The organism is Asanoa hainanensis (assembly GCF_900188485.1).
Lineage (GTDB): Bacteria > Actinomycetota > Actinomycetes > Mycobacteriales > Micromonosporaceae > Asanoa > Asanoa hainanensis.
In genome coordinates this window covers 218,714-242,613 of record NZ_FZPH01000009.1, presented here as the reverse complement: position 1 = coordinate 242,613, position 23,900 = coordinate 218,714, and the positions used below count along the sequence as shown (strand labels likewise).

The 23,900-nt window shown below is 71.1% G+C and carries 23 protein-coding genes; 18 read left to right on the top strand and 5 right to left on the bottom strand.

From position 1 onward, the window contains the following. The first annotated feature begins 74 nt into the window (after window positions 1-74). The 4 genes from CHC05_RS22745 to CHC05_RS22730 all read left to right on the top strand — a co-directional run bounded on the left by CHC05_RS22745 (window position 75) and on the right by CHC05_RS22730 (window position 3,885). Window positions 75-1,400 (top strand): ABC transporter substrate-binding protein, encoded by a 1,326-nt coding sequence (locus tag CHC05_RS22745; RefSeq protein WP_089252091.1) that lies wholly within the window; start codon window positions 75-77, stop codon window positions 1,398-1,400. Between the two features lie 60 nt (window positions 1,401-1,460). Further along, complete coding sequence (locus tag CHC05_RS22740; RefSeq protein WP_089252089.1) at window positions 1,461-2,384, top strand: carbohydrate ABC transporter permease; 924 nt, start codon at window positions 1,461-1,463, stop codon at window positions 2,382-2,384. Beyond that, window positions 2,381-3,217 carry a carbohydrate ABC transporter permease gene (locus CHC05_RS22735; RefSeq protein ID WP_089252087.1) on the top strand — a complete coding sequence of 279 codons (837 nt, stop codon included), beginning with the start codon at window positions 2,381-2,383 and terminating at the stop codon, window positions 3,215-3,217. Before CHC05_RS22740 ends, CHC05_RS22735 begins: the two co-directional genes overlap by 4 nt. A 131-nt stretch (window positions 3,218-3,348) precedes the next feature. Continuing rightward, window positions 3,349-3,885: a GNAT family N-acetyltransferase gene (locus tag CHC05_RS22730; protein ID WP_089252085.1), complete on the top strand. Its 537-nt coding sequence runs from the start codon at window positions 3,349-3,351 to the stop codon at window positions 3,883-3,885. Here the strand turns inward: CHC05_RS22730 and CHC05_RS42590 are convergent. Then, on the bottom strand, window positions 3,841-4,095 hold the full coding sequence (locus tag CHC05_RS42590) for a GNAT family N-acetyltransferase (protein ID WP_281257711.1): 255 nt from the start codon (window positions 4,093-4,095) through the stop codon (window positions 3,841-3,843). The two genes, CHC05_RS22730 and CHC05_RS42590, sit on opposite strands and share 45 nt — an antisense overlap. Window positions 4,096-4,520: 425 nt before the next feature. After that, a complete protein-coding gene (locus CHC05_RS22720) occupies window positions 4,521-5,546 on the bottom strand; it encodes a LacI family DNA-binding transcriptional regulator (RefSeq protein WP_089252083.1) in 1,026 nt (341 codons plus the stop codon). 123 nt (window positions 5,547-5,669) lie between these two features. On the opposite strand from CHC05_RS22720, the gene rhaI reads away from it, so the two are divergent. The 6 genes from rhaI (at window position 5,670) to CHC05_RS22690 (ending at window position 12,834) form a co-directional block, all read left to right on the top strand. Continuing rightward, window positions 5,670-6,851 carry an L-rhamnose isomerase gene (rhaI, locus tag CHC05_RS22715; protein ID WP_089252081.1) on the top strand — a complete coding sequence of 394 codons (1,182 nt, stop codon included), beginning with the start codon at window positions 5,670-5,672 and terminating at the stop codon, window positions 6,849-6,851. 2 nt (window positions 6,852-6,853) lie between these two features. Next, on the top strand, window positions 6,854-8,878 hold the full coding sequence (locus tag CHC05_RS22710) for a bifunctional aldolase/short-chain dehydrogenase (protein ID WP_245871157.1): 2,025 nt from the start codon (window positions 6,854-6,856) through the stop codon (window positions 8,876-8,878). Then, the gene (locus CHC05_RS22705; protein ID WP_089252077.1) at window positions 8,875-10,293 is read left to right on the top strand and encodes a rhamnulokinase; all 1,419 of its coding nucleotides are present in this window, start codon (window positions 8,875-8,877) and stop codon (window positions 10,291-10,293) included. The genes CHC05_RS22710 and CHC05_RS22705 overlap by 4 nt, the downstream gene beginning before the upstream one ends. Further along, a complete protein-coding gene (locus CHC05_RS22700; RefSeq protein WP_218824637.1) occupies window positions 10,290-11,528 on the top strand; it encodes an MFS transporter in 1,239 nt (412 codons plus the stop codon). The genes CHC05_RS22705 and CHC05_RS22700 overlap by 4 nt, the downstream gene beginning before the upstream one ends. 83 nt (window positions 11,529-11,611) lie before the next feature. Beyond that, window positions 11,612-12,247, top strand: a complete 636-nt coding sequence (locus CHC05_RS22695; protein ID WP_089252073.1) for a ThuA domain-containing protein — start codon at window positions 11,612-11,614, stop codon at window positions 12,245-12,247. 173 nt (window positions 12,248-12,420) lie between these two features. Then, entirely contained in the window at window positions 12,421-12,834 is a 414-nt protein-coding gene (locus tag CHC05_RS22690; RefSeq protein ID WP_089252071.1) for a hypothetical protein, read from the top strand. On the opposite strand, the gene CHC05_RS22685 is transcribed toward CHC05_RS22690, so the two are convergent. From CHC05_RS22685 to CHC05_RS22675, 3 genes are read right to left on the bottom strand one after another with little or no spacing between them, the layout of a single operon-like run. Continuing rightward, a complete protein-coding gene (locus tag CHC05_RS22685; protein ID WP_089252069.1) occupies window positions 12,798-13,907 on the bottom strand; it encodes a hypothetical protein in 1,110 nt (369 codons plus the stop codon). The genes CHC05_RS22690 and CHC05_RS22685 overlap by 37 nt on opposite strands. Next, window positions 13,904-14,209, bottom strand: coding sequence for a PadR family transcriptional regulator (locus tag CHC05_RS22680; RefSeq protein WP_089252067.1), 306 nt, complete (start codon window positions 14,207-14,209; stop codon window positions 13,904-13,906). The genes CHC05_RS22685 and CHC05_RS22680 overlap by 4 nt, the downstream gene beginning before the upstream one ends. Window positions 14,210-14,232: 23 nt before the next feature. Beyond that, a complete protein-coding gene (locus CHC05_RS22675) occupies window positions 14,233-15,240 on the bottom strand; it encodes a LacI family DNA-binding transcriptional regulator (protein WP_218824636.1) in 1,008 nt (335 codons plus the stop codon). A gap of 111 nt (window positions 15,241-15,351) precedes the next feature. Between CHC05_RS22675 and CHC05_RS22670 the strand changes: the two genes are divergently transcribed. The 8 genes from CHC05_RS22670 (at window position 15,352) to CHC05_RS22635 (ending at window position 23,868) form a co-directional block, all read left to right on the top strand. Further along, the gene (locus CHC05_RS22670; RefSeq protein ID WP_089252065.1) at window positions 15,352-16,683 is read left to right on the top strand and encodes a sugar ABC transporter substrate-binding protein; all 1,332 of its coding nucleotides are present in this window, start codon (window positions 15,352-15,354) and stop codon (window positions 16,681-16,683) included. Beyond that, window positions 16,680-17,567 (top strand): carbohydrate ABC transporter permease, encoded by an 888-nt coding sequence (locus tag CHC05_RS22665; RefSeq protein ID WP_245871156.1) that lies wholly within the window; start codon window positions 16,680-16,682, stop codon window positions 17,565-17,567. The genes CHC05_RS22670 and CHC05_RS22665 overlap by 4 nt, the downstream gene beginning before the upstream one ends. Next, window positions 17,564-18,430 (top strand): carbohydrate ABC transporter permease, encoded by an 867-nt coding sequence (locus CHC05_RS22660; protein WP_245871155.1) that lies wholly within the window; start codon window positions 17,564-17,566, stop codon window positions 18,428-18,430. The genes CHC05_RS22665 and CHC05_RS22660 overlap by 4 nt, the downstream gene beginning before the upstream one ends. Next, window positions 18,427-19,260 (top strand): sugar phosphate isomerase/epimerase family protein, encoded by an 834-nt coding sequence (locus CHC05_RS22655; protein ID WP_089252061.1) that lies wholly within the window; start codon window positions 18,427-18,429, stop codon window positions 19,258-19,260. Before CHC05_RS22660 ends, CHC05_RS22655 begins: the two co-directional genes overlap by 4 nt. Next, entirely contained in the window at window positions 19,257-20,297 is a 1,041-nt protein-coding gene (locus CHC05_RS22650; RefSeq protein ID WP_089252059.1) for a Gfo/Idh/MocA family protein, read from the top strand. The genes CHC05_RS22655 and CHC05_RS22650 overlap by 4 nt, the downstream gene beginning before the upstream one ends. Then, window positions 20,297-21,136, top strand: a complete 840-nt coding sequence (locus CHC05_RS22645; protein ID WP_089252057.1) for a sugar phosphate isomerase/epimerase family protein — start codon at window positions 20,297-20,299, stop codon at window positions 21,134-21,136. Before CHC05_RS22650 ends, CHC05_RS22645 begins: the two co-directional genes overlap by 1 nt. A gap of 16 nt (window positions 21,137-21,152) precedes the next feature. After that, a complete protein-coding gene (gene manD, locus CHC05_RS22640; protein ID WP_089252055.1) occupies window positions 21,153-22,361 on the top strand; it encodes a D-mannonate dehydratase ManD in 1,209 nt (402 codons plus the stop codon). A gap of 403 nt (window positions 22,362-22,764) precedes the next feature. After that, window positions 22,765-23,868, top strand: coding sequence for a sugar phosphate isomerase/epimerase family protein (locus CHC05_RS22635; RefSeq protein WP_179266320.1), 1,104 nt, complete (start codon window positions 22,765-22,767; stop codon window positions 23,866-23,868). Window positions 23,869-23,900 lie beyond the last annotated feature (32 nt).

Sequence of the window (23,900 nt, the reverse complement as noted above, 5' to 3'; positions counted from 1 at the left end):
CCGCGATGGATGCTCCCGTTAATGTCTGGTTACTTCAACTGAAACGATTCATACACACCTCTTGGAGGTACCCCATGTTCGACGTCCAGCCGCGGCGCCTGCTGGCGTGCGCGGCCGCCGCGGTCAGCGCCCTCGCGCTCACCGCGTGCAGTGCCGGGAGCCTCGGCTCCAGCGAGGAAGGCGGCAAGACCGCCATCTCGCTCCTGGTCGACAACGCGGAAGCGACCGTCAAGACGGCCGAGCAGGTCGTCAAGGACTTCAGCGCGAAGAACCCGGACATCACCGTCAAGGTCGAGACCCGGCCGCAGGGCACCGAGGGTGACAACATCGTCAAGACCCGGCTGTCCACCGGCGACATGAGTGACGTCTTCTTCTACAACTCCGGATCGCTGTTCCAGGCCCTCAAGCCCGAGCAGAACCTGGTCGCCCTCGACGACCAGTCCTACGCCGGCCAGCTCGACGACAACTTCAAGACCACGGTGAGCGCGGGCGGCAAGCTCTTCGGCGCCCCGTTCGGCACGTTCATGGGCGGCGCGGTCCTCTACAACCGCAAGGTGTACGAGCGCCTGGGCCTGCAGGTGCCGAAGACCTGGGCCGAGTTCATGGCCAACAACGCGAAGATCAAGGCGGACGGCAAGGCGGCGCCGGTCATCCAGACGTACCAGGAGACCTGGACCTCGCAGCTGTTCATCCTCGGCGACTTCCACAACATCTCGGCGGCCGACCCGGGCTGGGCCGACAAGTACACGAAGAACCAGGCCAAGTACGCGACCACCCCGGCGGCGCTGGAGGGCTTCCAGCACCTGCAGGAGGTGCACGACGCCGGCTACCTCAACAAGGACTTCGCCTCGGCCAAGTACGAGGACGGCCAGCGGATGGTCGCGCTCGGTGAGGGCGTCCACTACCCGATGCTGACGGCGGCGGTCGCCAACATCGCCATCAACAACCCCGACAAGGTCAATGACGTCGGCCTGTTCGCGCTGCCCGGCGACGACGCCGCGACCAACGGCCTGACCGTGTGGGCGCCCGGCGGCGCCTACATCCCGACCTCGACGAGCGGCGCCAAGCTCGACGCGGCCAAGAAGCTGCTCGCCTTCATCGCGAGCCCGGACGGCTGCGCCTCGCAGGCCAAGGCCACCCCGCCGACCGGCCCGTTCGCGGTCAAGGGTTGTGACCTCCCGGCCGACGTGCCACAGTCGATCAAGGACATGCAGCCCTACATCGACAAGCCGGGTGGGTCCAGCCTGGCGCTGGAGTTCCTCTCCCCGGTGAAGGGCCCGTCGCTCGAGCAGATCTGCGTCGAGGTGGGTTCCGGCATCCGCAAGGCGCCGGACGGTGCCGCGCTGTACGACCGGGACGTCGAGAAGCAGGCCCAACAGCTCGGTCTGCCGGGCTGGTAAGGGATGTGACGCCGCGCGGTCTCCTCGGGCCGCGCGGCGTCCGCGACGAGAGGCCGTGCGATGACGACGATCGAGGCTCAACGCGCGCACCGCGGAGAAGGGACTGAGCTGCCCGCGCGACGCACGCGCAAACGCAGCCCGTACCCCTCCTGGTTCTATCTGCCCGCCGCGCTCATCTACGGCGTGCTCTTCCTGGTGCCGACGTTCGCGTCGTTCTACTTCAGCCTGACCCGCTGGACGATCTTCGACTCGCACTTCATCGGCTTCGACAACTTCGTCAACTTCTTCCGCGAGCCGGCGCTGGTCTCGGGCCTGACCCACACCCTGGTGTACGCGGTGGTCACGTCGGGCCTCAAGGTCGTGCTCGGCCTGCTCCTGGCGGTGTTGCTGACCTCGCAGATCGTCGGCCGCGGCTACCTGCGCTCGGTCGTCTTCTTCCCCGTGCTCGTCAGCACCATCGGCGTGGGCCTGACCTTCACGGTGCTGATGAACCCGGAGCGCGGCCTGATCAACGAGTCGCTCGCCGTCGTCGGGATCCAGGGCCCCGGCTGGCTGACCGACCCGTCGTACGCGCTGCTGTCGGTCGCCCTGGTCGACGTGTGGAAGGGCGTGGGCCTGGCGACGCTCATCTTCATCGCGGGCATCGTCTCGATCCCGCAGGAGTACTTCGAGGCCGCCCGGGTCGACGGCGCCAGCCCGACGGCCAGCTTCTTCAAGATCGTGCTCCCGCTGGCCCGCCCGGCCACGGTCACGGTGGTCATCCTGTCGCTGATCGGCGGCCTCCGGTCGTTCGACCTGATCTGGGCGATGACCCGGGGCGGCCCGGGCTTCACCTCGGACGTGATCGCGTCGGTCATCTACAAGCAGTACCAGGCGGGCTTCTACGGCCTGTCCACCGCCGGCAACGTGATCCTGTTCCTGGTCGTGACGGCCATCATCCTGCCGCTCTACTGGTTCCTGTCGCGCAAGGAGGTCGAGCTGTGACCGCCCGCCGCCCCCGGCGCAACTACTGGCTGAGCGCCGTCGCCATCCTGGCGTCCATTGTGGTCTTCCTGGTGCCGTTCGCGTTCATCGTGCTGACCGCGGTCAAGGACCGCCAACAGGCGGCGCTGCTGGACTTCTCGTGGCCCGAGAACTTCCAGGTGGTGCAAAACTTCGTGGACGTGGTCAAGGCCCGCGACTACATGCTCATCATCGCGTTCATCAACAGCACGATCCTGACGGTGGCCAGCGTGGCCATCATGGTGGTCCTGGCCGCCATGGTCGCGTACGTCTGGCAGCGCCGGAAGTCGCGCTGGAACCTCCTGATCAACTTCCTGGTGCTGTCCGGCCTGATCATCCCGCCGGCCGTGGTCCCGACGATCTGGGTCCTGCAGAAGCTGGGGCTGTTCCGCACCATGCCGGGCCTGATCCTGGTCGAGGTAGCGTTCGGCATCTCGTTCGCGATCCTGCTGTTCCGCGCCTTCATCGCGACGATCCCCCGCGAGCTCGACGAGGCCGCCATCATCGACGGCGCGTCCCCGTTCCGCCTGTTCTTCCGAGTCATCTTCCCGCTGCTGCGCTCGGTGGCGATCACGGTGATCGTGGTCCAGTCGGTAACGGTCTTCAACGACTTCGTGAACCCGCTGTACTTCCTACCGGGCGACCAGAACGCCACGGTCCAGCTGACCCTCTACAACTTCTCGAGCCAGTTCACGTCGCAGTACAACCTCCTCTTCATGAACATCCTCCTGATTACGATTCCGCCGTTGATCATGTTCATGTTCTTCAACCGCCGGATTGTCGCCGGCATGACGAGCGGAGCGATCAAGGGCTGACCACGGCGTCCGTCCCACGACCGGTCCCCGTCCGTCTCATCGGATGTCGCCTCGTCGTTGGTTGCGGTCTTGGCCGGGCTCCGCGGGTTATTCGGTTGGCAGCCGCTCGGCTCGTGGTTACGTTGCGCGCCATGCCAATTCGTGCAGAGCAAGCGCGTGACCACGATGCCGTGGCTACGGTCGTCCGCACCGCTTTCGGCGGCCGGCACGGCGACAACGTGGCCGAGCTGGTCGAAGCACTGCGCCGTGACGATCCAGACGTGCTCTCGCTGGTGTCCGAGCAGCCAGACGAACTGGTAGGCCACATCATGTTCAGCCGAGCACTACTGGACGCGCCCCGCGAACTCGTCCCAGTCCGCTCCCTGAGCCCCCTCCCGGTGGCGCCACACTGGCAACGCCGCGGCGTGGGCACAGCCCTGATCCGCGAGGGCTTGCGGCAACTCGACGAGCAAGGCGTCCCGCTGGTGTTCCTAGAAGGCGACCCGGCCTACTACTCCCGCACGGGCTTCACCCCGGCCGCCGAACACGGCTTCCGCAGACCCTCGCTCCGAATCCCGGAAGCAGGCTTCCAGGTGGTAAAGCTGTCGTCCTACGAGCCCTGGATGACGGGAACCTTCGTCTACTCAAACACCTTCTGGGACCTCGACCTGGTCGGCCTGCGCCACTGACTTCTCGAAGTAGGCCAACGTCCACGCCCACCCAGCCCGCCGCTCGCGCCCGATCTCCCGGCAGCCAAGGCCGCGGTAGAAGGCCATCGCCTCCGGCTGATTGGTCGCCGTATCAAGGTGAAGCACGCGCACTCTGGCCGTCCGAGCACGCTCTTCCAGCGCACCCATCAACACGCGGCCCACACCACGGCGACGAGTCGCAGGATGCACCCGCACAACCCCCGGCGGGTTAGTCGCCGACGGCAGGGGCAACGGCACACTCGGGCCAGCGGTCTCCCCGATATTGGGCAACGCGTTCAACGCCCACAACGTAGGCGAGTCAGAACCCCTGAACCTCCGAACGGTGATCACAAGCACCCGCTTCCACCGCGAGCGAATTAGCTACCCCGCAACCTCGACCAATGCGGCAGTCGAACCGCGGAGGCCGGCCAATGGACTGTGTCCCGCGACCCGCCATCGGAGTCGACCGACGGTGAAGTAGGTCAGGGCGGGGGAGGATGTTGTGGGTGCCGACAATAGAGGTCGCGCTCTTTGCGGCCTGTCGGCACCCACAACATTCTCCCCCGACCAAGACCGCAACCAACGACGAGAAGACACCCGAAGACACGAACCGGGACCGATCGTGGGACGGCCGCCTATCGGACCCGACGCCGTTTACGCTCGCTGGATTGACGAACGGCCAGCTCCGGCTGGAAAACGACGTGACGGTGCTCGTGGTGCTCCGGATCCGTCGACTCCTCTAGGAGCAACTGCGCCGCCGTGCGACCGAGCTGCTCGCGCGGCTGGCGCACGGACGACAGAGGCACCGCAGCACCCGCCGCGAACTCGATGTCGTCGTAGCCCACTAGGGCGATGTCGTCCGGGACCTTCAGGCCGTGGGCGGTCAACGCCTGGAGCACCCCCAGGGCGACCAGGTCGTTGGCGCAGAAGATGGCCGTCGGGCGGCGGGTCGACGGTAGCGCGACAATCTCGTCGGCGGCCTGGCGCCCCGCGGAGACCGAGAGCATCGGGGTCTCGACGACCAGCGGGGCCGGGAGCCCTAGTTCGGCCAGGGCGGTCTCGGCGCCCGTGCGGCGGTCGGTGACCTGGCGCAAGGCTAGCGGCCCGCCGACAAAGGCGATCCGGCGGTGACCGCGCTCGGCGAGGTGCTCGGCCGCGATCCGGCCGCCCAGGACGTCGTCGACCGCCACGGAGCACTGGTTGGCCAGGCCGGCCCCGCGGTCGACCAGGACGACCGGGATGCCCCGGGTGACGATCCGGTCGAGGCGGGGTTGCTTGCCGTCGCTGACCGGGGTGACCAGGATGCCCTGGACCCGTTGCTCTTCGAGGACGTCGAGGTGGCGGTGCTCGCGGGCCGCGTCACCGCCGCTGTTGCAGACGACCACCATGCCGCCGGCGCCTTCGACGATCGACTCGGCCCCGCGGACGACGTCGGTGAAGAACGGGTTCGAGACGTCGAGGACCACGATCGCGACCGTGCGGCTGCGGCCGGCGCGCAGTTGCCGGGCCGAGTCGTTGCGGACGAAACCGAGCTCTTCGATCGCTTCCTGGACGCGCTTGCGGGTCTCCGGCGACACGATGTCGGGGCGGTTGAGCACGTTGCTCACCGTGCCGAGCGACACGCCCGCCCGCTGCGCGACCTCCTTGATGCTCGCCGCCATGGTCGATCAGCGTACGCGACCGTCTGAAACGTCTCATACCTTGACTCCCCCGCGCCGTGACGGATATCTTCGATCCGTTGCATGAAACGTTTCACAAACGAGGCCGCGCACGGAGGACCCGACATGACCGAGCTTGCCCCGTCCACCCGGAGCCGCGTGCTCGCGGCCTTGCGCGATCAGCGAGTCGAGACGGCCTCGTGGGCGTTCGGGAACTCCGGCACCCGGTTCAAGGTGTTCGCCCAGGAGGGCGTGCCGCGCGACCCGTACGAGAAGATCGCCGACGCCGCCACCGTGCACCGGTTCACCGGGGTCGCGCCGACCGTCGCCCTGCACATCCCGTGGGACAAGACCGACGACTACGCCGCCCTGGCCGCGTTCGCCAAGGAGCGCGGTGTCGGGCTGGGCGCGATCAACTCCAACGTGTTCCAGGACGACGACTACAAGCTCGGCTCAGTCACCAACCCCGACCCCCGCGTCCGGGCGAAGGCCCTCGCGCACCTGCTCGAGTGCGTCGACATCATGGACGCGACCGGCTCCCGCGACCTCAAGCTCTGGTTCTCCGACGGCACCAACTACCCCGGCCAGGACAGCATCCGCAACCGGCAGGACCGGCTCGCCGAGGCGCTCGCCGCCGTCTACGAACGGCTCGGCGACGACCAGCGGATGCTGCTCGAATACAAGTTCTTCGAGCCGGCCTTCTACATGACCGACGTGCCGGACTGGGGCACCGCGTACGCGCACTGCCTCACCCTCGGCGAGAAGGCCCAGGTGGTCATCGACACCGGACACCACGCACCGGGTACGAACATCGAGTTCATCGTCGCGGTCCTGCTGCGGGCCGGCAAGCTCGGCGGGTTCGACTTCAACTCCCGCTTCTACGCCGACGACGACCTGATGGTCGGCGCGGCCGACCCGTTCCAGCTCTTCCGGATCATGTGCGAGATCGTGAGCGCCGACGTGCTCCGGCCGGAAGCCGGCATCGCGTTCATGCTCGACCAGTGCCACAACCTCGAGCCGAAGATCCAGGCCGTCATCCGCTCGGTGACGAACGTCCAGGAAGCCACCGCCAAGGCGCTGCTCGTGGACGCTGACGCGCTCGCCGTCGCACAGCAGAATGGTGACGTGCTCGAGGCCAACGACGTGCTGATGGACGCGTACCACACCGACGTCCGCCCGCTGCTGCGCGACCTGCGCGCGGAGATGGGCCTGGATCCCGACCCGGTCGCCGCCTACAAGCGGTCCGGCTACTTCGAGACCGTCAAAGCCGAGCGTGTCGGTGGCCAGGCCGCCGGATGGGGAGCCTGAGCGTGCCCGCTGTCGAAGAGTTGATCGCCCGGTCGAACCGGCTCGGCGCCGACCCGCGCAACACGAACTACGCGGGTGGCAACACGTCCGCGAAGGGCGTCGACACCGATCCGGTGACCGGCGGCGACGTGGAGCTGCTGTGGGTCAAGGGTTCCGGCGGTGACCTGGGCACGCTGACACCTGCCGGGTTGGCCGTGCTGCGGCTGGACCGGCTCCGGGCCCTGGTCGACGTCTATCCGGGCGTCGAGCGGGAGGACGAGATGGTCGCGGCGTTCGACTACTGCCTGCACGGGCGGGGTGGGGCGGCGCCGTCGATCGACACGGCGATGCACGGTCTGGTCGACGCCGCGCATGTCGACCATCTGCACCCGGACTCGGGGATCGCGCTCGCCACGGCGGCGGACGGGCCGGCCCTGACCAAGGAGATCTTCGGCGACCGGGTCGTCTGGGTGCCCTGGCGCCGGCCCGGTTTCCAGCTCGGCCTGGACATCGCCGCCGTCCGGAAGGCGAACCCGGCCGCGATCGGGGTGATCCTCGGCGGGCACGGCATCACCGCCTGGGGCGCGACCAGCGCCGAATGCGAGGCCAACTCGCTGGAGATCATCGAGGCGGCGGCCGCCTACCTCGCTGAGCACGGCCGGCCCGAGCCGTTCGGCCCGGTCGTGCACGAGCCGCTTCCCGAGGACGCCCGCCGGGAACGGGCCGCCGCGCTGGCCCCTGTGATCCGGGGGCTGGCGTCCACCGACCGCCGGATGGTCGGCCATTTCACCGACAGCCCGGAAGTGTTGGACTTCCTCGCTCGCGCCGAGCATCCCCGGCTGGCCGCGCTCGGCACCTCGTGCCCGGACCACTTCCTGCGCACCAAGGTCCGCCCGCTGGTCCTCGACCTGCCGCCGACGGCGGCACTGTCCGACGTGGTCGACCGCCTACGCACGCTGCACGCGGCCTACCGGGACGACTACCGCGCCTACTACGAACGGCACGCGGGCCCCGACTCGCCGGCGATGCGTGGCGCCGACCCGGCCATCGTCCTGGTGCCCGGCGTCGGCATGTTCTCGTTCGGCGCCAACAAGCAGACCGCCCGCGTCGCCGGCGAGTTCTACGTCAACGCGATCAACGTGATGCGCGGCGCGGAGGCCGTCTCCCGCTACGCCCCGATCGACGAGGCGGAGAAGTTCCGCATCGAGTACTGGGCCCTGGAAGAAGCCAAGCTCCAGCGCATGCCGAAACCGAAGCCTCTGGCGACCCGGGTCGCGTTCGTCACCGGCGGCGGCTCCGGCATCGGCCGCGCCATCGCGCACCGGTTGGCCGCCGAGGGCGCCTGCGTGGTGGTGGCGGACCGCGACGGCGACGCGGCGGCCCGGGTGGCCACCGAGCTCGGCACGACCGACGTCGCGTTCCCCGTCACGGCGGACGTGACCGACACGGCCGCCGTCGTCGCCGCCCTCCACACCGCCGCCCGCGCGTTCGGGGGCGTCGACCTGGTCGTCAACAACGCCGGCCTGTCCATCTCCAAACCGCTGCTGGAGACCACCGACGCCGACTGGGACCTGCAACACGACGTCATGGCCCGCGGCTCCTTCCTCGTGGCCCGCGAGGCCGCCCGCATCCTCGTCGACCAGAACATGGGCGGCGACGTCGTCTACATCTCCTCCAAGAACTCCGTCTTCGCCGGCCCCAACAACGTCGCCTACGGCGCCGCCAAGGCCGACCAGGCCCACCAGGTCCGCCTCCTGGCCGCCGAGCTCGGCGCCCACGGCATCCGGGTCAACGGGATCAACCCTGACGGCGTCGTACGCGGCTCCGGCATCTTCGCCGGCGGCTGGGGAGCCAAGCGCGCCGCCGTCTACGGCGTCCCCGAAGAGGAGCTCGGCGCCTACTACGCCCAACGCACCCTGCTCAAGCGCGAGGTCCTCCCGGAACACGTCGCCAACGCCGTCTTCGCGTTGACCGCCGGCGACCTGTCCCACACCACCGGCCTGCACGTCCCCGTCGACGCCGGCGTCGCCGCGGCGTTCCTGCGGTGAGCGCGTTCGCCGCGGTCGACCTCGGCGCGTCCAGCGGTCGCGTCGTGGTCGGCCGCGTGGGCGCCGGCCGCCTCGACCTGGCGACCGCGCACCGGTTCCCGAACCAGCCGGTGCGCGCCGCCGGCACGCTGCACTGGGACGTGCTGGCGCTGCACGCCGGCGTGCTGGCCGGCCTGCGCGCCGCCGGCCCCGTCGACAGCGTCGGGATCGACTCGTGGGCGGTCGACTACGGCCTGCTCGACGCGACCGGGGCGTTGCTCGGCAACCCCGTGCACTACCGCGACGCCCGCACCGACGGCTGGCGGGCGACCGCGGAGCGCCTGGGCGAGCAGCGCCTCTACGCCACCACCGGGCTCCAGCAGCTGCCGTTCAACACGCTCTACCAGCTCGCGGCGTCAACGGGCACACCGCAGCTCGCCGCCGCGCGGCACCTGCTGCTGATCCCCGACCTGATCGCGTACTGGCTGACCGGTGAGCTCGGCGCCGAGGAGACCAACGCCTCGACCACCCAGCTGTACGACGTCCGCGCCCGGGCCTGGGCGGCGGAGCTGGTCGCCGACGCGGGGCTGCCCGCCGGGCTGTTGCCGCCGCTGCGCCGGCCGGGCGAGCGGATCGGCCCGGTGCGCGCCGACGCCGGACTCCCCTACCCCACCGAGGTCGTCGCGGTCGGCTCGCACGACACCGCGTCGGCCGTGGTCGGCGTGCCGGCCGACGGCACCGACTTCGCGTACATCTCGTGCGGCACCTGGTCCCTGGTCGGCGTCGAGCTCGACGCGCCGGTGCTCACCGAGGCGAGCCGGCTGGCCAACTTCACCAACGAGGGCGGCGTCGACGGCACGATCCGCTACCTGCGCAACGTGATGGGCCTCTGGCTGCTCCAGGAATGCCTGCGGGAATGGGGCGACCCCGACCTCGACGCGTTGCTGCGGGCGGCGGCCGACGAACCGGGGTTCGGCGCCGTCGTCGACGCCGACGACCCCGTCTTCCTGCCGCCGGGCGCGATGCCGGACCGGATCGCCGCGTACTGCCGGCGCACCGAGCAGTCCCCGCCGGCGACGCGGCCGGCACTGGTCCGGTGCATCATGGACAGTCTGGCCATCGCGCACCGCCGTGCGGTGCGGGCGGCGGCAGCACTGTCCGGAAAGGACATCGCCGTCGTGCACCTCGTCGGTGGCGGCGCCCGCAACGCCCTGCTCTGCCAGCTCACCGCCGACGCCTGCGGCCTGCCCGTGCTGGCCGGCCCGGTGGAGGCCACCGCGGTCGGCAACGTGCTGGTGCAGGCCCGCGCGGCCGGTGCCGTCCGGGGCGACCTGGCCGCGCTGCGCGAGCTGGTCCGCGAGACGCACGAGCTGCGCCGCTTCGAGCCGCGCGCCGACGCGACCGCGTGGGACGCGGCGGACGGCCGGCTCAGGTGACAGCCGTCCGCCGCGCCACGTCCGCCACGTTCATCGCGTTCGGCGCGTCGGGCCTCGCCTTCGCGAGCCTGTTCGCCCGGATACCCCAGATCCGCGACCAGCTCCACCTCGACCCCGCCGGGCTGGGCCTGACGCTGCTGTCCGGCTCGGCCGGTTCGGTGCTCGCGCTGATCCTGTCGGGCCCCGTGGTCGCCCGCTTCGGCTCCCGCCGGGTCGTCCAGGTCAGCGCGGTGCTGTTCGCCGTCGGTCTCGCGACCGCCGCGTTCGGCGCCCTGGTCGGCGTACCCCCTGTGGTGGCCGGTCTGTTCGTGCTCGGTGTCGGCACCGGTGCCTGGGACGTCGCGATGAACCTCCAGGGCACGACGGTGGAGCGGCACCTCGACCGGACCATCATGTCCCGCCTGCACGCCGGCTTCTCGGTCGGCACCGTGGTCGGCGCGCTGGTCGGTGCCGCGATGGTCGCCCTGAAGGTGCCCGTGGCCGTGCACCTCACCGCCATCGCCGTGCTGGTCGCCACCGTCGTGCCCGGCTACGCGCGCCGCTTCCTGCCGGACCGCGCCGAGCCGGGCGCACCCGCGGCCCGGACCGGGTTCGGCGCGTGGCGCGAGCCGCGCACCATCCTCATCGGACTGTTCGTGCTCGCGTTCACGCTCGCCGAGGGAGCCGGCAACGACTGGATCGTGATCGCCTCGGTCGACGGCCACCAAGCGGCGCCGGCCATCGGCACGCTGGCCTTCGCGGCCTTCCTGACCGCGATGACCATCGGGCGCTGGTGCGGCCCGTGGCTGCTGCACCGGTACGGAAAGGTCCCGGTGCTGCGCGCCCTCGCGGTCACGGGCCTCGCCGGCACCGCCCTATTCGTGTTCGCGCCGGTGCTGCCGCTGGCCCTGGCCGGCGCGCTGCTGTGGGGCCTGGGCGCCGCGCTCGGCTTCCCGGTCGGGATGAGTGCCGCCGCGGAGGACCCGGACCGGGCGGCCGGGCGGGTCAGCGTGGTCGCGACGATCGGCTACTGCGCGTTCCTCGCCGGTCCCCCGCTGCTCGGCCTGCTCGGCGACCAGATCACGGTGCTGCGGGCCCTGATGGCCGTGGCAGTGCTGTTCGGCTTCGCGGCACTGCTGACCGGCGTGTCGCTCGGCGGCCGAGCCACTGCCACCGACGTCCCGCCGGACGGGTCGACCGATGCCGACGGCCACGGCGCGGAGACGTCCGCGCCGCGGGCGGTCGACCGGGCCTGACGCCCGGATGCACCAGGCGAGCGAGGGCGCCGGCGCGGAGCTAGCCTCGGTTTCGAACTTCGCCGATCATCGAAAGGTCGCCCATGCAGCGCGACACGGTCATCTTCTCGGGGCAGGGCGACCACGCCGACCCCTGGCACGACCTGCCGGCCACCAGCGCCGCCCTGGCCGACCTGGTCGGTCCGGCGCACATCGTGACCGAGGTCGACGAGCTCAAGACGGCGTTGGACGGCGCCTGCCTGTTCGTCGTCAACGCGACCGCGTACCGGCTCGAACCGGTTCCGGAGGACGCCGTCTTCGCCGCCGCCGTGGCCACCTTCCTGGCCGGCGGAGGCGGGCTGCTCGCCATGCACAGCGCGGCGGTCGCGTTCCCCGGCGAGCCGTCGTGGCGCGCGACGATCGGGGCGGTCTGGGAGCACGGCCGCACGTTCCACCCGGACATCGAGCCGAGCCTGGTCCGGCGCACCGAGGTAGCCCACCCGATCGCCGACGACCTAGGCGACTTCGAGGTGGTCGACGAGCGATACACCGACCTGGACCTGGTCGACGACCTCCAGCCGGTGTACGCGCACGCGGGCGGACCCGCGATCTGGGCGCGCGAGGTCGGCGGCGGCCGGGTCGTCTACGACGCGTTCGGGCACGACCTGCGCTCCTACGCCTCGCCCGGACACGCGGCGGTGCTGCGCAGCGCGGCCGACTGGCTACGCGGCGCGCACTGAGTACCCGGGCTCATGGGCCCCGCCCGCCCGCGCTGGCAAGCTGACGCGGTGCGCAGGTCGACGGGGGTCGCCATCGGTGCGGCAGCGGCAGTGCTGGCGGTCGCGGTGGGTGGGGCGTTGGTGGTGCAGGACGGGGCGGCGGGGCGGCGGGGCGGCGGGGCGGCGCCCCGACCGTGCCGACGCCGACGACCCCGTGGCGGGCCGTCGTACACGACGGCCGACGGTTCGTCGCCCTCGGCGGCACCGACGGCGACGTCCGCGGCTCGGCCCTGGTGCTCACCTCGGCCGACGGCGAGGTGTGGCAGCGGGACGACGCGGCGGCCGAGGCAGACGCCCGGATGCTCACGGCCGCGACCGTCCTGCTGGACGGGCGACTGCTCGCCGTCAGCAGCACGGGCGAGGAAAGCGAGAGCGACCAGTCCGGCGGCACCCGCGAGTGCGCCGCCGCGTGGCTGGTCACCAACGACGCCCGGTGGACCCGCGAGGAACTGGGCTGCGACGGTGTGCCGACCTCGATGGGCCGCCTCACGGACAGCCGCATAGCCGCCGTCTATTGGACCACGCTGTTCGTCCGCGGCCCGCCCTGACGACCGTCCCGGGCCCCAAGGCCCGCGCCGGCCAGGCCGACGACGAGGCCGAGGATCGGGAAGATGGCCAGGCAGAAGACGAGGGCGTCGGACAGGTTCGTGGCGGCCGGTGCGATCAGCTCGCCGTCGAGGGTTCGGCCGTCGATCGCGTGGCGTCGTAGCGCCTCGGGTAGCCACACCGCGTAGGTGAGCGGCGTCGCGACCGCCAGCGTCCACAGTGCGGCTCGAAGGCCCGCCCACCACGAGTGGGCCGCGCGGCCCGCCAGGAAGGCGGGTAGGAAGAACGCGGCCATCGGCAACAGCACCAGCGTCGCGCCCAGCACCGGCACGAGCACGGCCGGTGGCTCTCCGACCCGGTTCGACAGCAGGAACCACAACGCGAACACGACGCCCGCGACCGGGGCGAGGCGGACCGGGCGGCCGCCATCGAAGGCGACCAGGAGGCAGCCCGCCAGCGCGGCCGCGAGGGACACCGCTGCCGGTGCGGGCAGGTTGGCGGTGGGCTCGCGTTGGAGGAACCAGCCGGTCGCCGCGATCGCCGAGGCCACGCCGAGGGTCACCACGACCGCGGGGAGCGGGAGCCGGGGGCGGTGCGAACGGGCGACGGCCAGCACGACCAGCGCGCCGACCAGCCCCGCGAACGTCATCGCGAACACCGTCAACGTCGGCGTCGCCGCGCGGCCGACGGTCGCGACCGCGGCCACCGTCAGGGCGACCACCGCGGCGAGCACCGGCCAGCCACCAGCCGGCGGCAGGGACAACGTGGCCCGGACGCAGCTGAGCGCGAACCGCCAGCGGGCCGCCCGCCCCTCCACGGAGGCGAGCTCCGCGAGCATCGCCCGGCCCCACCCCTGCCGGCCGGCGGGCAGCGCCGCCACCGCGGCGGAGAGCAGCTGGGCCGCGGGATCGGTCAGCCGCGGCACCCTTCCGAAAACCCAGCGGAACTGCTTCAGCGCGATCCACAGCAGTGGCACGACGGCCCAGCCCACGACCACGGAGACAACTCCGGGACGCGAGTCGACCAGCGCGAGCACGACCCCGTAGGCCACCGTCCACGCCACCAGCAGCATCATGCGCCCTGCCACCCCGTGCGCAACGGCGGCGACGGGGCCGCTGCCAGCTCCGTGGCCAGCGAACGACCCGAGCCGGTCAACCGGTAGAGGTGGCGCGGTGGGCGGCCGGTGGGGCCGTCGGTCTCCCAGGTCGCCTCGAGCAGGCCCCGGTCGGTCAGGCGCATGAGGATCGGGTAGAGCGAGCCCGGCTTGAGGTCGAGCTGCTGGCACAGCTCGTAGCCGTAGCGCCAGGCGGCCGGCGATGACGCCAGCGCCAGGACGACGGCCGTGGTCTGTGCGGAAGGACGTCGGCTGCGGACCATGCGCTAACTCTATATAGCTAGAGTTAACTCGTCAACGGTCCCGTCGACTCCCGGACGGTCAGATACGTCGGCAGCACCACCGCGCGGCGCTGTGGCTGTGGCGCGCGCGGGTCGAGGCCGGCGACCAGCAGCGACACCGCCATCCGGCCGGCCTGCTCGATCGGGGCGGCCAACGTGGTCAGCGGCGGGTTGCTGAAGTCGGCGCCGAAGATGTCATCGCAGCCCACCACGCTCAGGTCGGCCGGCACCCGCACGCCGCGCTCCCGCAGCCGGGTGAGCATGCCGAGCGCGAACAGGTCGTTGAACGCGACACAGGCGGTCGCGCCGCTGTTGAGCACCGCGTCGGCGGCCGCGGTGCCCGAGCCCCGGCCGGACGGGAACGGGCCGACCCGCTGCGCGCCCAGCCCGTGCCGCTCCAGCGCCACCCGCATCGCCTGCCAGCGGGCCTGGTTGGACCACGACTGGGTCGGGCCCGACACGTACACGATGTCGCGGTGGCCCAGGGAGACGAGGTGCTCGACCGCCTGGGCGATGCCCGCGGGAGTGTCGATCACGACGCTCGGCACGCCGCGGACGTTGCGGTTGACGGTGACCAGCGGGATCTCGCCGGCCAACGCGACCAGTGCCCGGGCGGGCAGCCGGGACGCGCCGAGGATCGCGCCGTCGAGCGAGCGCCGCATCGCGTGCAGCATCTCCACCTCGTGGTCGGCGGAGTCCTCGGTGTCGATCAACAGGTGCGCGTAGCCCGCCGCCTTGAGCTGCTGCTGGGTGCCGCGGATCATGCCGAAGTAGAACGGGTTGGTCACGTCGGAGACCACCAGCGCGACGGTCCTGGTGCGCCCGGAGGCCAACGCCCGGGCCGGCGGGTGCGGCACGTAGTCCATCGCGCGCGCCACCGCCTGGATCCGCTCGCGGGTCGCGGCGCTCACCCGGGACGGCCGCGACAGGGCGCGCGAGACCGTCGACACGGCCACACCGGTGGCCGCGGCGATGTCGGCGATGGTGACCGGCCGGCGGCGTCCGCTCTCCACGAGCCACAGCCAACCATCGATGGCAACACATGGCAAACGGTTGTCACCGCGGAACGGCCGTGGCTAGCGTCCGGGGATCACACATCGACCTCGCCGCCCCGAGGAGTTCCGATGAACAGACGACAACTCGCCGCACTCGCCGGCGCACTCCTGTTGAGCACAACCCTGACGGCCTGCGGCTCCGACGACGACCCAGCCTCCGGCGACAACTCCGGCGTCACGCTCACCATGCTCATGGGCGTCAACAACATCTACCCCGAGCAGCAGCGCGCGTGGTTCACCGAGGTCTCCGACAAGTTCAAGGCCGAGACCGGCGCCAGCGTACGGTTCGAGACGTTCGCCTCCGCCAACGACGAGCTGACGAAGATCCAGACGTCGGTGGTCTCCGGACAGGGCCCCGACGTCTACGCGCTGGGCACGACCTTCACCCCGACCGCGTACGCCACGGGCGCGTTCGTCGAACTGACCAAGGAAGACTGGGACAAGGTCGGTGGCCGCGAGCGGTTCCTGCCGGCCACGCTGGGCATCTCCGGGCCCGACCAGGAGCACGAGGTCGGCATCCCGTTCGCGAGCCGGCCGTTCGTGATGGCCTACAACAAGGACCTGCTGACCGCGGCCGGCATCGACAAGCCGGCCGACAGCTGGGACGGGCTGCGCGACCAGGCCAAGCAGCTCACCAAGGACGGCGCGTACGGCCTGGCGATCGGCTATGCCGACGGCTTCGACCCCTGGAAGTTCATCTGGGCGATGACCACGCAGGCCGGCACCCCGGTCGTCAAGGACGGGAAGGCCGCGCTCGACGGCCCGAACACGAAGGCCGCCTACGAGGCCTACCTGGGCTGGCTGGCCACCGACAAGGTGGTCGACCCGGCCGCGGTCGGTTGGAAGAACGCCCAGGCGATCGCCGCGTTCGGCGAGGGCAAGGCGGCGTACCTGCCGATGGTCTCCGCGAGCTCCAAGGTGAGCCTCGACAAGTCGAAGGTCGCCGGGAGATACGCGTACGCCGTGATGCCGACGATCCCGCCCGGCGCGACCAGCCTGCCCGCCGGCGGCGTGGCCGCCACCAGCATCCTCTCCGGCGACAACGTGGTGGTCGCGAAATACAGCAAGCACAAGGACCTCGCGCTGGCCCTGGTCAAGCTGCTGACCAGCGAGGAGAGCCAGACCAGCTACTACAAGACGTTCGGTGAGCTGCCGACCAACCAGGCGGCCGCCACGGCGCTGGGCAGCGACCCGGCCCTGGCCGCGATCGTCGACTCGGCCGGCAAGTCGCTCAACACCCCGTTCACCGGCGGCTGGAGCGCGGTGCAGCTCGAGCTGACCAACGTGGTCGTCCAGTCGATCCCCGACCTGTCCGCCGGCAAGGTCGACGACGCCAAGCTCACCGGCCTGCTCGGGCAGGCCCAGACCAAGGCGCAGCAGGCGCTCGACAAGGCGAAGTGACCTCGCGGCGCCGGACCGTCACCCGGCAGGGACGTCCACTCTGGATGTTCCTGCCGGGCGGCGTGCTCACCCTCCTGGTCATCGTCGTCCCCCTCGCGCTCGCCCTCTACATCTCGCTGCTCGACCTCGACCAGTACTCGATCCGCGAGTGGGTCGGCGCCGAGTTCATCGGTTTCGAGAACTACGTCGAGGCGGTCCGCGACTCCAACCTGGTGCACGCGATCGGCCTGAGCGTCGGCTACTCGGCGCTGGTCACCGTCGGCTGCCTGCCGATCGGGCTGGCCGCCGCCGTGGCCACCCAGGACCGCTTCAAGGGCCGCGGCCTGGTCCGCTCGGTCCTGCTCGTCCCGTACGTGCTGCCCGCGTTCGTGGTCGGCAGCACCTGGCGCATCATCTTCCAGCCCGACGGCGTCGCCAACGAGGTGCTCGGCACGAGCGGGCTCTGGCTCAACGGGCCGCGCAGCTTCTGGGCACTGGTCATCGTGCAGCTCTGGGCCGGCTGGCCGCTGGTCTACCTGCTGGCCGCCGCCGGCCTGCAGTCGCTGGACGTCACCGTGCACGAGGCCGCCGCGCTGGACGGCGCCGGCTGGTGGGCCAAGCTGCGCCACGTGGTGCTGCCGCAGCTGCGCGGCCCGGTCTCGCTGGCGCTCGTCATCTCGTTCCTGCACAACGTCAACAGCTTCACGCTGCCGTTCGTGCTCTTCGGCGTGCCCAGCCCGTACGACGTGGAGGTGCTGCCCGTGCTGACCTATGTGGAGAGCTTCCAGAACTTCGAGTTCGGCCTCAGCGTCGCGATGGCCGTCGTCTCGCTGGTCCTGGTGGCCATCCCGATGGCGGTCTACCTGCGCGCGGTGCGGCTCGACACCGGCCGGGGCCAGCGGTGAGGGCCCGCTCGGAGGAGGTCGCCCGCCTGCTGCCGGCGCCGCTGCGCGCGGCCGTGCTCACCGTGCTGCTGCTGGTCGTGCTGGGCCCGCTGGCCTACATGGCGCTCGCGAGCGTCAGCTCCGACCTCGCGGTGGCCCGCGGCGCGCTCTGGCCCGACGGCTTCCACCTCGACAACTACGCGAAGATCTGGTCGACCACGAACCTGGGCCGGGGCCTGGTCAACAGCCTGCTGGTGGCGGGCGCGGTGGCCGTGGTGAGCGCGTTCGTCGCGCTGCTGTCCGCGTACGTCCTCGTGCGTTATGCCTTCCGCGGCCGCATCGCCGTGCTGCGCGCCCTGCTCGCGTTGCAGAGCATCCCCGGCACGCTGCTGCTCCTGCCGGTGTTCGTGCTGTTCGCCAGCGCCGCCACGGCCCTGGGCGTCACCGTCATCGGCACCCGGTGGGCGGTGCTCATCACGTACCTCACCTTCGCCCTGCCGTTCTCCACCTGGGTGATGGTCACGTACCTGCGCGAGCTGCCGCCGGAGCTCGACGAGGCGGCCCGGGTCGACGGCGCCTCGCCGTGGCGGGTGCTGACGCGGGTGATCGCGCCGCTGAGCTGGCCCGGCCTGGTGGTCAGCGGCGTGTTCGCGTTCCTGCTCGGCTGGAACGACGTGCTGTTCGCCTCGGTGCTGACCAACCCGGACACCCGCACGGCCGCGGTCGAGCTGCAGATCTTCGGCGCGAGCCAGGAGGGCGGGGCGCTTCCCGTGTACGGGCAGCTGATGGCGGCCGCGCTCGTCTGCGCCGTGCCGGTGGTGGCGCTCTACCTTGTCTTCCAGCGATATCTGGTGGCCGGCCTGACCACGGGAGGCGTGCGGTGACGGTGTGGGACCTGTCGGGCTTCGGCGACGAGATCGACCCGGACCCGGTGGTGCAGCTCGCGGTGCTGGCCGCCCTCGGCGCCCGGCACCTGGAGTTGCGCAGCGCCTGGGACGTCAACGTGGTCGACCTCTCCCCCGCCCAGCTCGACCGGATCGCGGCTCTGCTCGCGGAGCGCGACATGGCCGTGTCCGCGATCGCGTCTCCGATCGGCAAGGTGCAGATCACCGAGGACCCGGCCGGCGAGCTTGATCGGCTCGACCGCGCGATCGCCGCCGCGCACCGGCTCGACTGCCGCTACATCCGGCTGTTCTCCTTCTACCGCCCCCCGGACACGACCGCCGAGAGCATCCGCGACGAGGTGCTGCGCCGCGTCCGCGAGTGGGCCGCCGTTGCCGAGCGCGAGAACATCGTGCTGGTGCACGAGAACGAGAAGGAGATCTACGGCGACACCCCCGACCGGGTACGCGACCTCGTCGAGTCGGTCGGCTCCCCCGCGCTGCGGGTCGCCTGGGACAACGCCAACTTCGTGCAGGTCGGCGTGCGCCCGTTCACCGACGGCTACGAGATGCTCCGCCCGTACCTCGAATATCTGCAGGTCAAGGACGCGATCGCGGCGACCGGCGAGGTCGTGCCTGCGGGCGAGGGCGACGGCGAGCTGCGCGCGACCCTGACCGCCCTGCGCGACGACGGCTATGCCGGTTTCGCCTCGCTGGAGCCGCACCTCGCGATGCAGCACGCCACCGGCGGGTTCTCGGGTCCGGCGGAGTTCGGCCGGGCCGCCCGCGCGTTCGCCGCGCTCACCAACGAGATCGGAGTCGAGATCAGATGACCATCCCTGTCACCGTCGTCGGCGCCGGCATCATCGGCGAGACCCACGTCGACGCCGTGCTCCGCCACCCCCGGCTGCACGTCGCCGCCGTTGTCGACACCGACCTCGTCGCCAGAGAGAGGCTCGCGGGCCGCGCAGGCGCCGAGGCGTTCGCCGACCTGGCCGGGGCGCTCACCCCCGGTGGTCTTGTCACCGTCTGCACGCCGTCCGGCCTGCACGCCGACCTCGCCGAACAGGCCCTCGCGGCCGGCGCGCACGTGCTCGTGGAGAAGCCGCTCGACGCCGCGCTCGGCCCGGCCCGCCGGCTCGCCGACCGCGCCGACGAGTTCGCCGCGCGCGGGCTGGTCGCCTCCGTCGTCAGCCAGCACCGGTTCGACCCGGCCAGCGTCGCGGTCGCGGCGGCGGCGCACGGCGGCGGCCTCGGCCGGCTCACCTCGGCGGTCGCCACGGTGCCGTGGTGGCGGGCGCAGGCCTACTACGACTCAGCCACGTGGCGCGGCACCCAGGCCCTGGACGGCGGCGGCGCGCTGATGAACCAGGGCGTGCACACCGTCGACCTGCTGCTCTGGCTGCTCGGCGAGCCGGTCGAGGTGTTCGCGTACACGGCCCGGCTCGCGCACGACGACATCGAGGTCGAGGACGTCGCCGTGGCCACGCTGCGGTTCGCGTCCGGAGCGCTGGCCACGCTGCACGCCACCACCGCCGGCAACCCGGGCATCGGCGTGCGGCTCCAGCTCCACGGCACCGCGGGCTCCGCCGTCATCCACGACGACCAGCTGGAATACCTGCACGCCGACGCCGGGCCGGCCAAAGCCTCCGACGCGGTGCCGGTCAGCGAGCTGCGCGGGGCGCCGAAGCCGCCGGACAGCTTCGTGCTGGGCCACCTGCGCCAGTACGACGACCTGGTGGCCGCCATCGACGGGGGGCGGCCACCCGGGGTCGGGCTGCGCGACGGGCTGCTCGCGGTCGCGGTGGTGCACGCGGTATACGAGTCGGCCACTCTCGGCCGCCCGGTCAAGGTCGCGGAGGTCTCCTGATGCGCTTCTCGGTCTTCACCGCCTCGACACCACAATGGACACCGGCGGAGGCGGCGCGGGAACTGGCCGCGCAGGGCTGGGACGGCGTCGAGTGGCGGGTGACCGACCAGGACGACGCTGCCACGCCCGGCTTCTGGGCCGGCAACCGCGCCACCTGGCCGCTGCGCGGGCTGGAGGAGAGCCTGCCGGAGATCTCCCGGATCACCCGCGAGGCCGGGCTCGACTTCTCGGGCCTCGGCGCCTATGTGCCAGCCGGCGACCACGACGACATCGAGCGCGTGCTAGCGGCGACGGCGGCGCTCGGCGCAGGCCGGGTCCGCGTGACCATGCCCAAGCTCGGCACCGCACCCTATCCGGAGCTGTTCGCGGCGACCCGCGACGACCTGACCTGGGCGGCGGAGCGAGCGGCGGGACACGGCGTCACCGCGCTGGTCGAGCTGCACCACGGCACCATCGCGGCGTCCGCCTCCGCCGCGCTCCGCCTGGTCGACGGGCTCGACCCGGCCCACGTCGCGGTCATCCACGACGTCGGCAACCTGGTCATCGAGGGACACGAGGACCATCGCGCGGCGTTCGAGCTGCTCGGGCCGTATCTCGCGCACGTACACGTGAAGAACGTCGCCTGGCGGCCGGTCGGGTCCCGCCCGGACGGCTCGACCGCGTGGGCGGCGGACTGGGCGCCACTGCGCGAAGGGCAGGCGGACCTCGGGGCGTACTTCACGGCGCTGCGGGAGGTCGGTTACGACGGCTGGGTGACCGTGGAAGACTTCTCGACGGCGCTACCGCTGGCGGAGCGCACCCGGGACAACCTCGCCTACCTGCGTACCCTCGCGGGTTGACCCCACGGAGGCAGCCGTGAAGATCGTCGACGCGCGGGTGATCGTGACCTGCCCGGGTCGCAACTTCGTCACCCTCAAGCTGGTCACCGACGACGGGCTCACCGGCGTCGGCGACGCCACGCTCAACGGTCGCGAGCTCGCGGTGGCCAGCTACCTGCGCGACCACGTGGTGCCCACGCTGATCGGCCGCGACGCGTCGCGGATCGAGGACACCTGGAACTACCTCTACAAGGGTGCCTACTGGCGGCGCGGCCCGGTGACGATGACCGCGATCGCGGCGGTCGACACGGCACTCTGGGACATCAAGGGCAAGGCCGCCGGCATGCCGGTCTACCAGCTGCTCGGCGGTCGCAGCCGCGAGGGCGTGACCGTGTACGGGCACGCCAACGCCGAGACCGTCGAGGGCGTGCTGGCCGAGGTGGCCCGCTACGTCGACCTCGGCTACAAGGCGGTGCGGGTGCAGGCGGGCGTGCCGGGGCTGGCCACCACCTACGGCGTCAGCGGCGACAAGATGTTCTACGAGCCGGCCGACGCGGCGGTGCCGACCGAGGCGGTCTGGTCGACCGAGCGCTACCTGGCCCACACGCCGGGCGTGTTCGCCCAGGTACGCGACGAGTTCGGTCCGAATCTCAAGCTGCTGCACGACGTGCACCACCGGCTGACCCCGATCGAGGCGGGCCGGCTCGGCAAGAGCCTGGAGCCGCACGCGCTGACCTGGATGGAAGACCCGACGCCGGCCGAGCTCCAGGACAGCCTGCGGCTGATCCGGCAGCACACCACGACTCCGATCGCGATCGGCGAGATCTTCAGCGGCATCTGGGACTGCCAGCAGCTGATCACCGAGCAGCTCATCGACTACATCCGGGCGACCGTCGTGCACGCCGGCGGCATCACGCACCTGCGCCGGATCTTCGACCTGGCCGCGCTCTACCAGGTGCGCAGCGGATCGCACGGCGCGACGGACCTGTCGCCGGTCTGCATGTCCGCGGCGCTGCACCTCGACGTCGCGATCCCGAACTTCGGTCTCCAGGAATACATGCGACACACCGCGGAGACCGACGCGGTCTTCCCGCACGGCTACCACTTCGCCGACGGCTACCTGCACCCGGCGGAGGAGCCCGGCCTGGGCGTCGACATCGACGAGGACCTGGCCGCGCAGTACCCGTACCGACCTGCCGCGCTGCCGGTCAACCGCCTCGAGGACGGCACCCTGCACAGCTGGTGAACCATGCGTTCGCTATGCGAACACATTGCCAGCTAGCAACGATCCTTGACGACCAGCGCAAATATTCATTACCGTGAGTTCGTTTACGACGCTGCCGGACTTTCCGATGATCGTGCAAAAGTTACGGCGATCCACTAAGAACTTTCGTTCGCAACCATCTATCTTTTGGCCGCGTCTGACATTATCGTCTCCCGTAACACACAGGACACACTGGGTGGTCCGGCTTTCCCAGAGGCCGACCGCTCGCCGCGGGTGGCACCGCGGCCTGTTTCTGCCCCTGTCGGACTCTGCGCACGGTCGGGCGTTTCGGCGGCGCCTGAATCGATTCACCTCATCCCACGTGGCGGCTTCCCCTTGCCGTCGCGCAGCTGGCGGCTGTCCGCCGCCGAGAGGACGGACGACGATGACCGAAACACCGATGGACCCCGCCGAGCGCCGCCGCCTGACCCGGCGCAACATCCTGAAGGCCTCGGCCGCCGCCGGCGCCGCGATCGGCGCCGCCGGCCTGCCCGTGCTGTCCACCAGCACGCCCGCCATCGGCACCAAGGGCCTGCACTCCGAGGAGCTGATCCCGGAGAAGCGGCGCGGCATCATCCTGTACTCGGTGCGCGACCGGATCTCGGCCGCGCCCGACGACAGCGGCGTTCCGTACGGCTTCGAGCGGGTCCTGGCCCGGATCGCGGAGCTCGGCTACAAGGAGGTCGAGTTCGCCGGCTACAACCAGCACACCTCGATCCTCGGCCGGCAGATCACCCCCGCCGAGATCCGCAAGATCCTGGACGACAACGGGCTGGTCGCCAACGGCACGCACGCCTCGGTCAACCCGACGACCTTCACCGCGCAGCTCGACATCGCCGAGGCGCTGGGCATGAAGCACATCGGCACGGGCTCCGACCCGACGAACTCGAACTACACGGCGGACTGGGACGCGGCCGCCGACGTCTGGAACGAGCTCGGCCGGCAGGCCCGCAAGCGCGGCATGAAGCTCTACACGCACAACCACGACGCGGCGTACTCGTTCCTGCTCGACGAGGGCCCGCTGGACGCCAACGGCAAGCCCACGCGGTCGTCCGGCATGCGGCGCCTGGAGTACTTCTTCGGCAAGGCCGACCCGAAGTACGTGTTCTTCGAGCTCGACATCTACTGGGCGTACGTGGCCCGGTTCAAGCACCAGAAGTACATCGACAAGCGCGGCGTCGAGCGCACCGACCTGTTCGACCCGATCCTCAACGTGGCCTCGCGCGGCGACCGCTTCCCGCTGTTCCACGCCAAGGACGGCAACCGCAACAGCGCACTGGCCAACGGGTACGAGATGACCCCGCTCGGCGAGGGCGACATCAACTTCCAGCAGTTCTTCGAGACGATCGGCGACGCAAACTACCGGCACGCCAACTGGGAGCAGGACACCGCACCCGGCGGCGCGGCCAACCCCGGCCAGTCGCTGGACTTCGCGGCGATCTCGTACCAGAACATGTCCGAGCTGACCATCTACAAGCGCGGCCACTGATTCTCGGCTACACCCCGCTTCACCTGTGAAAC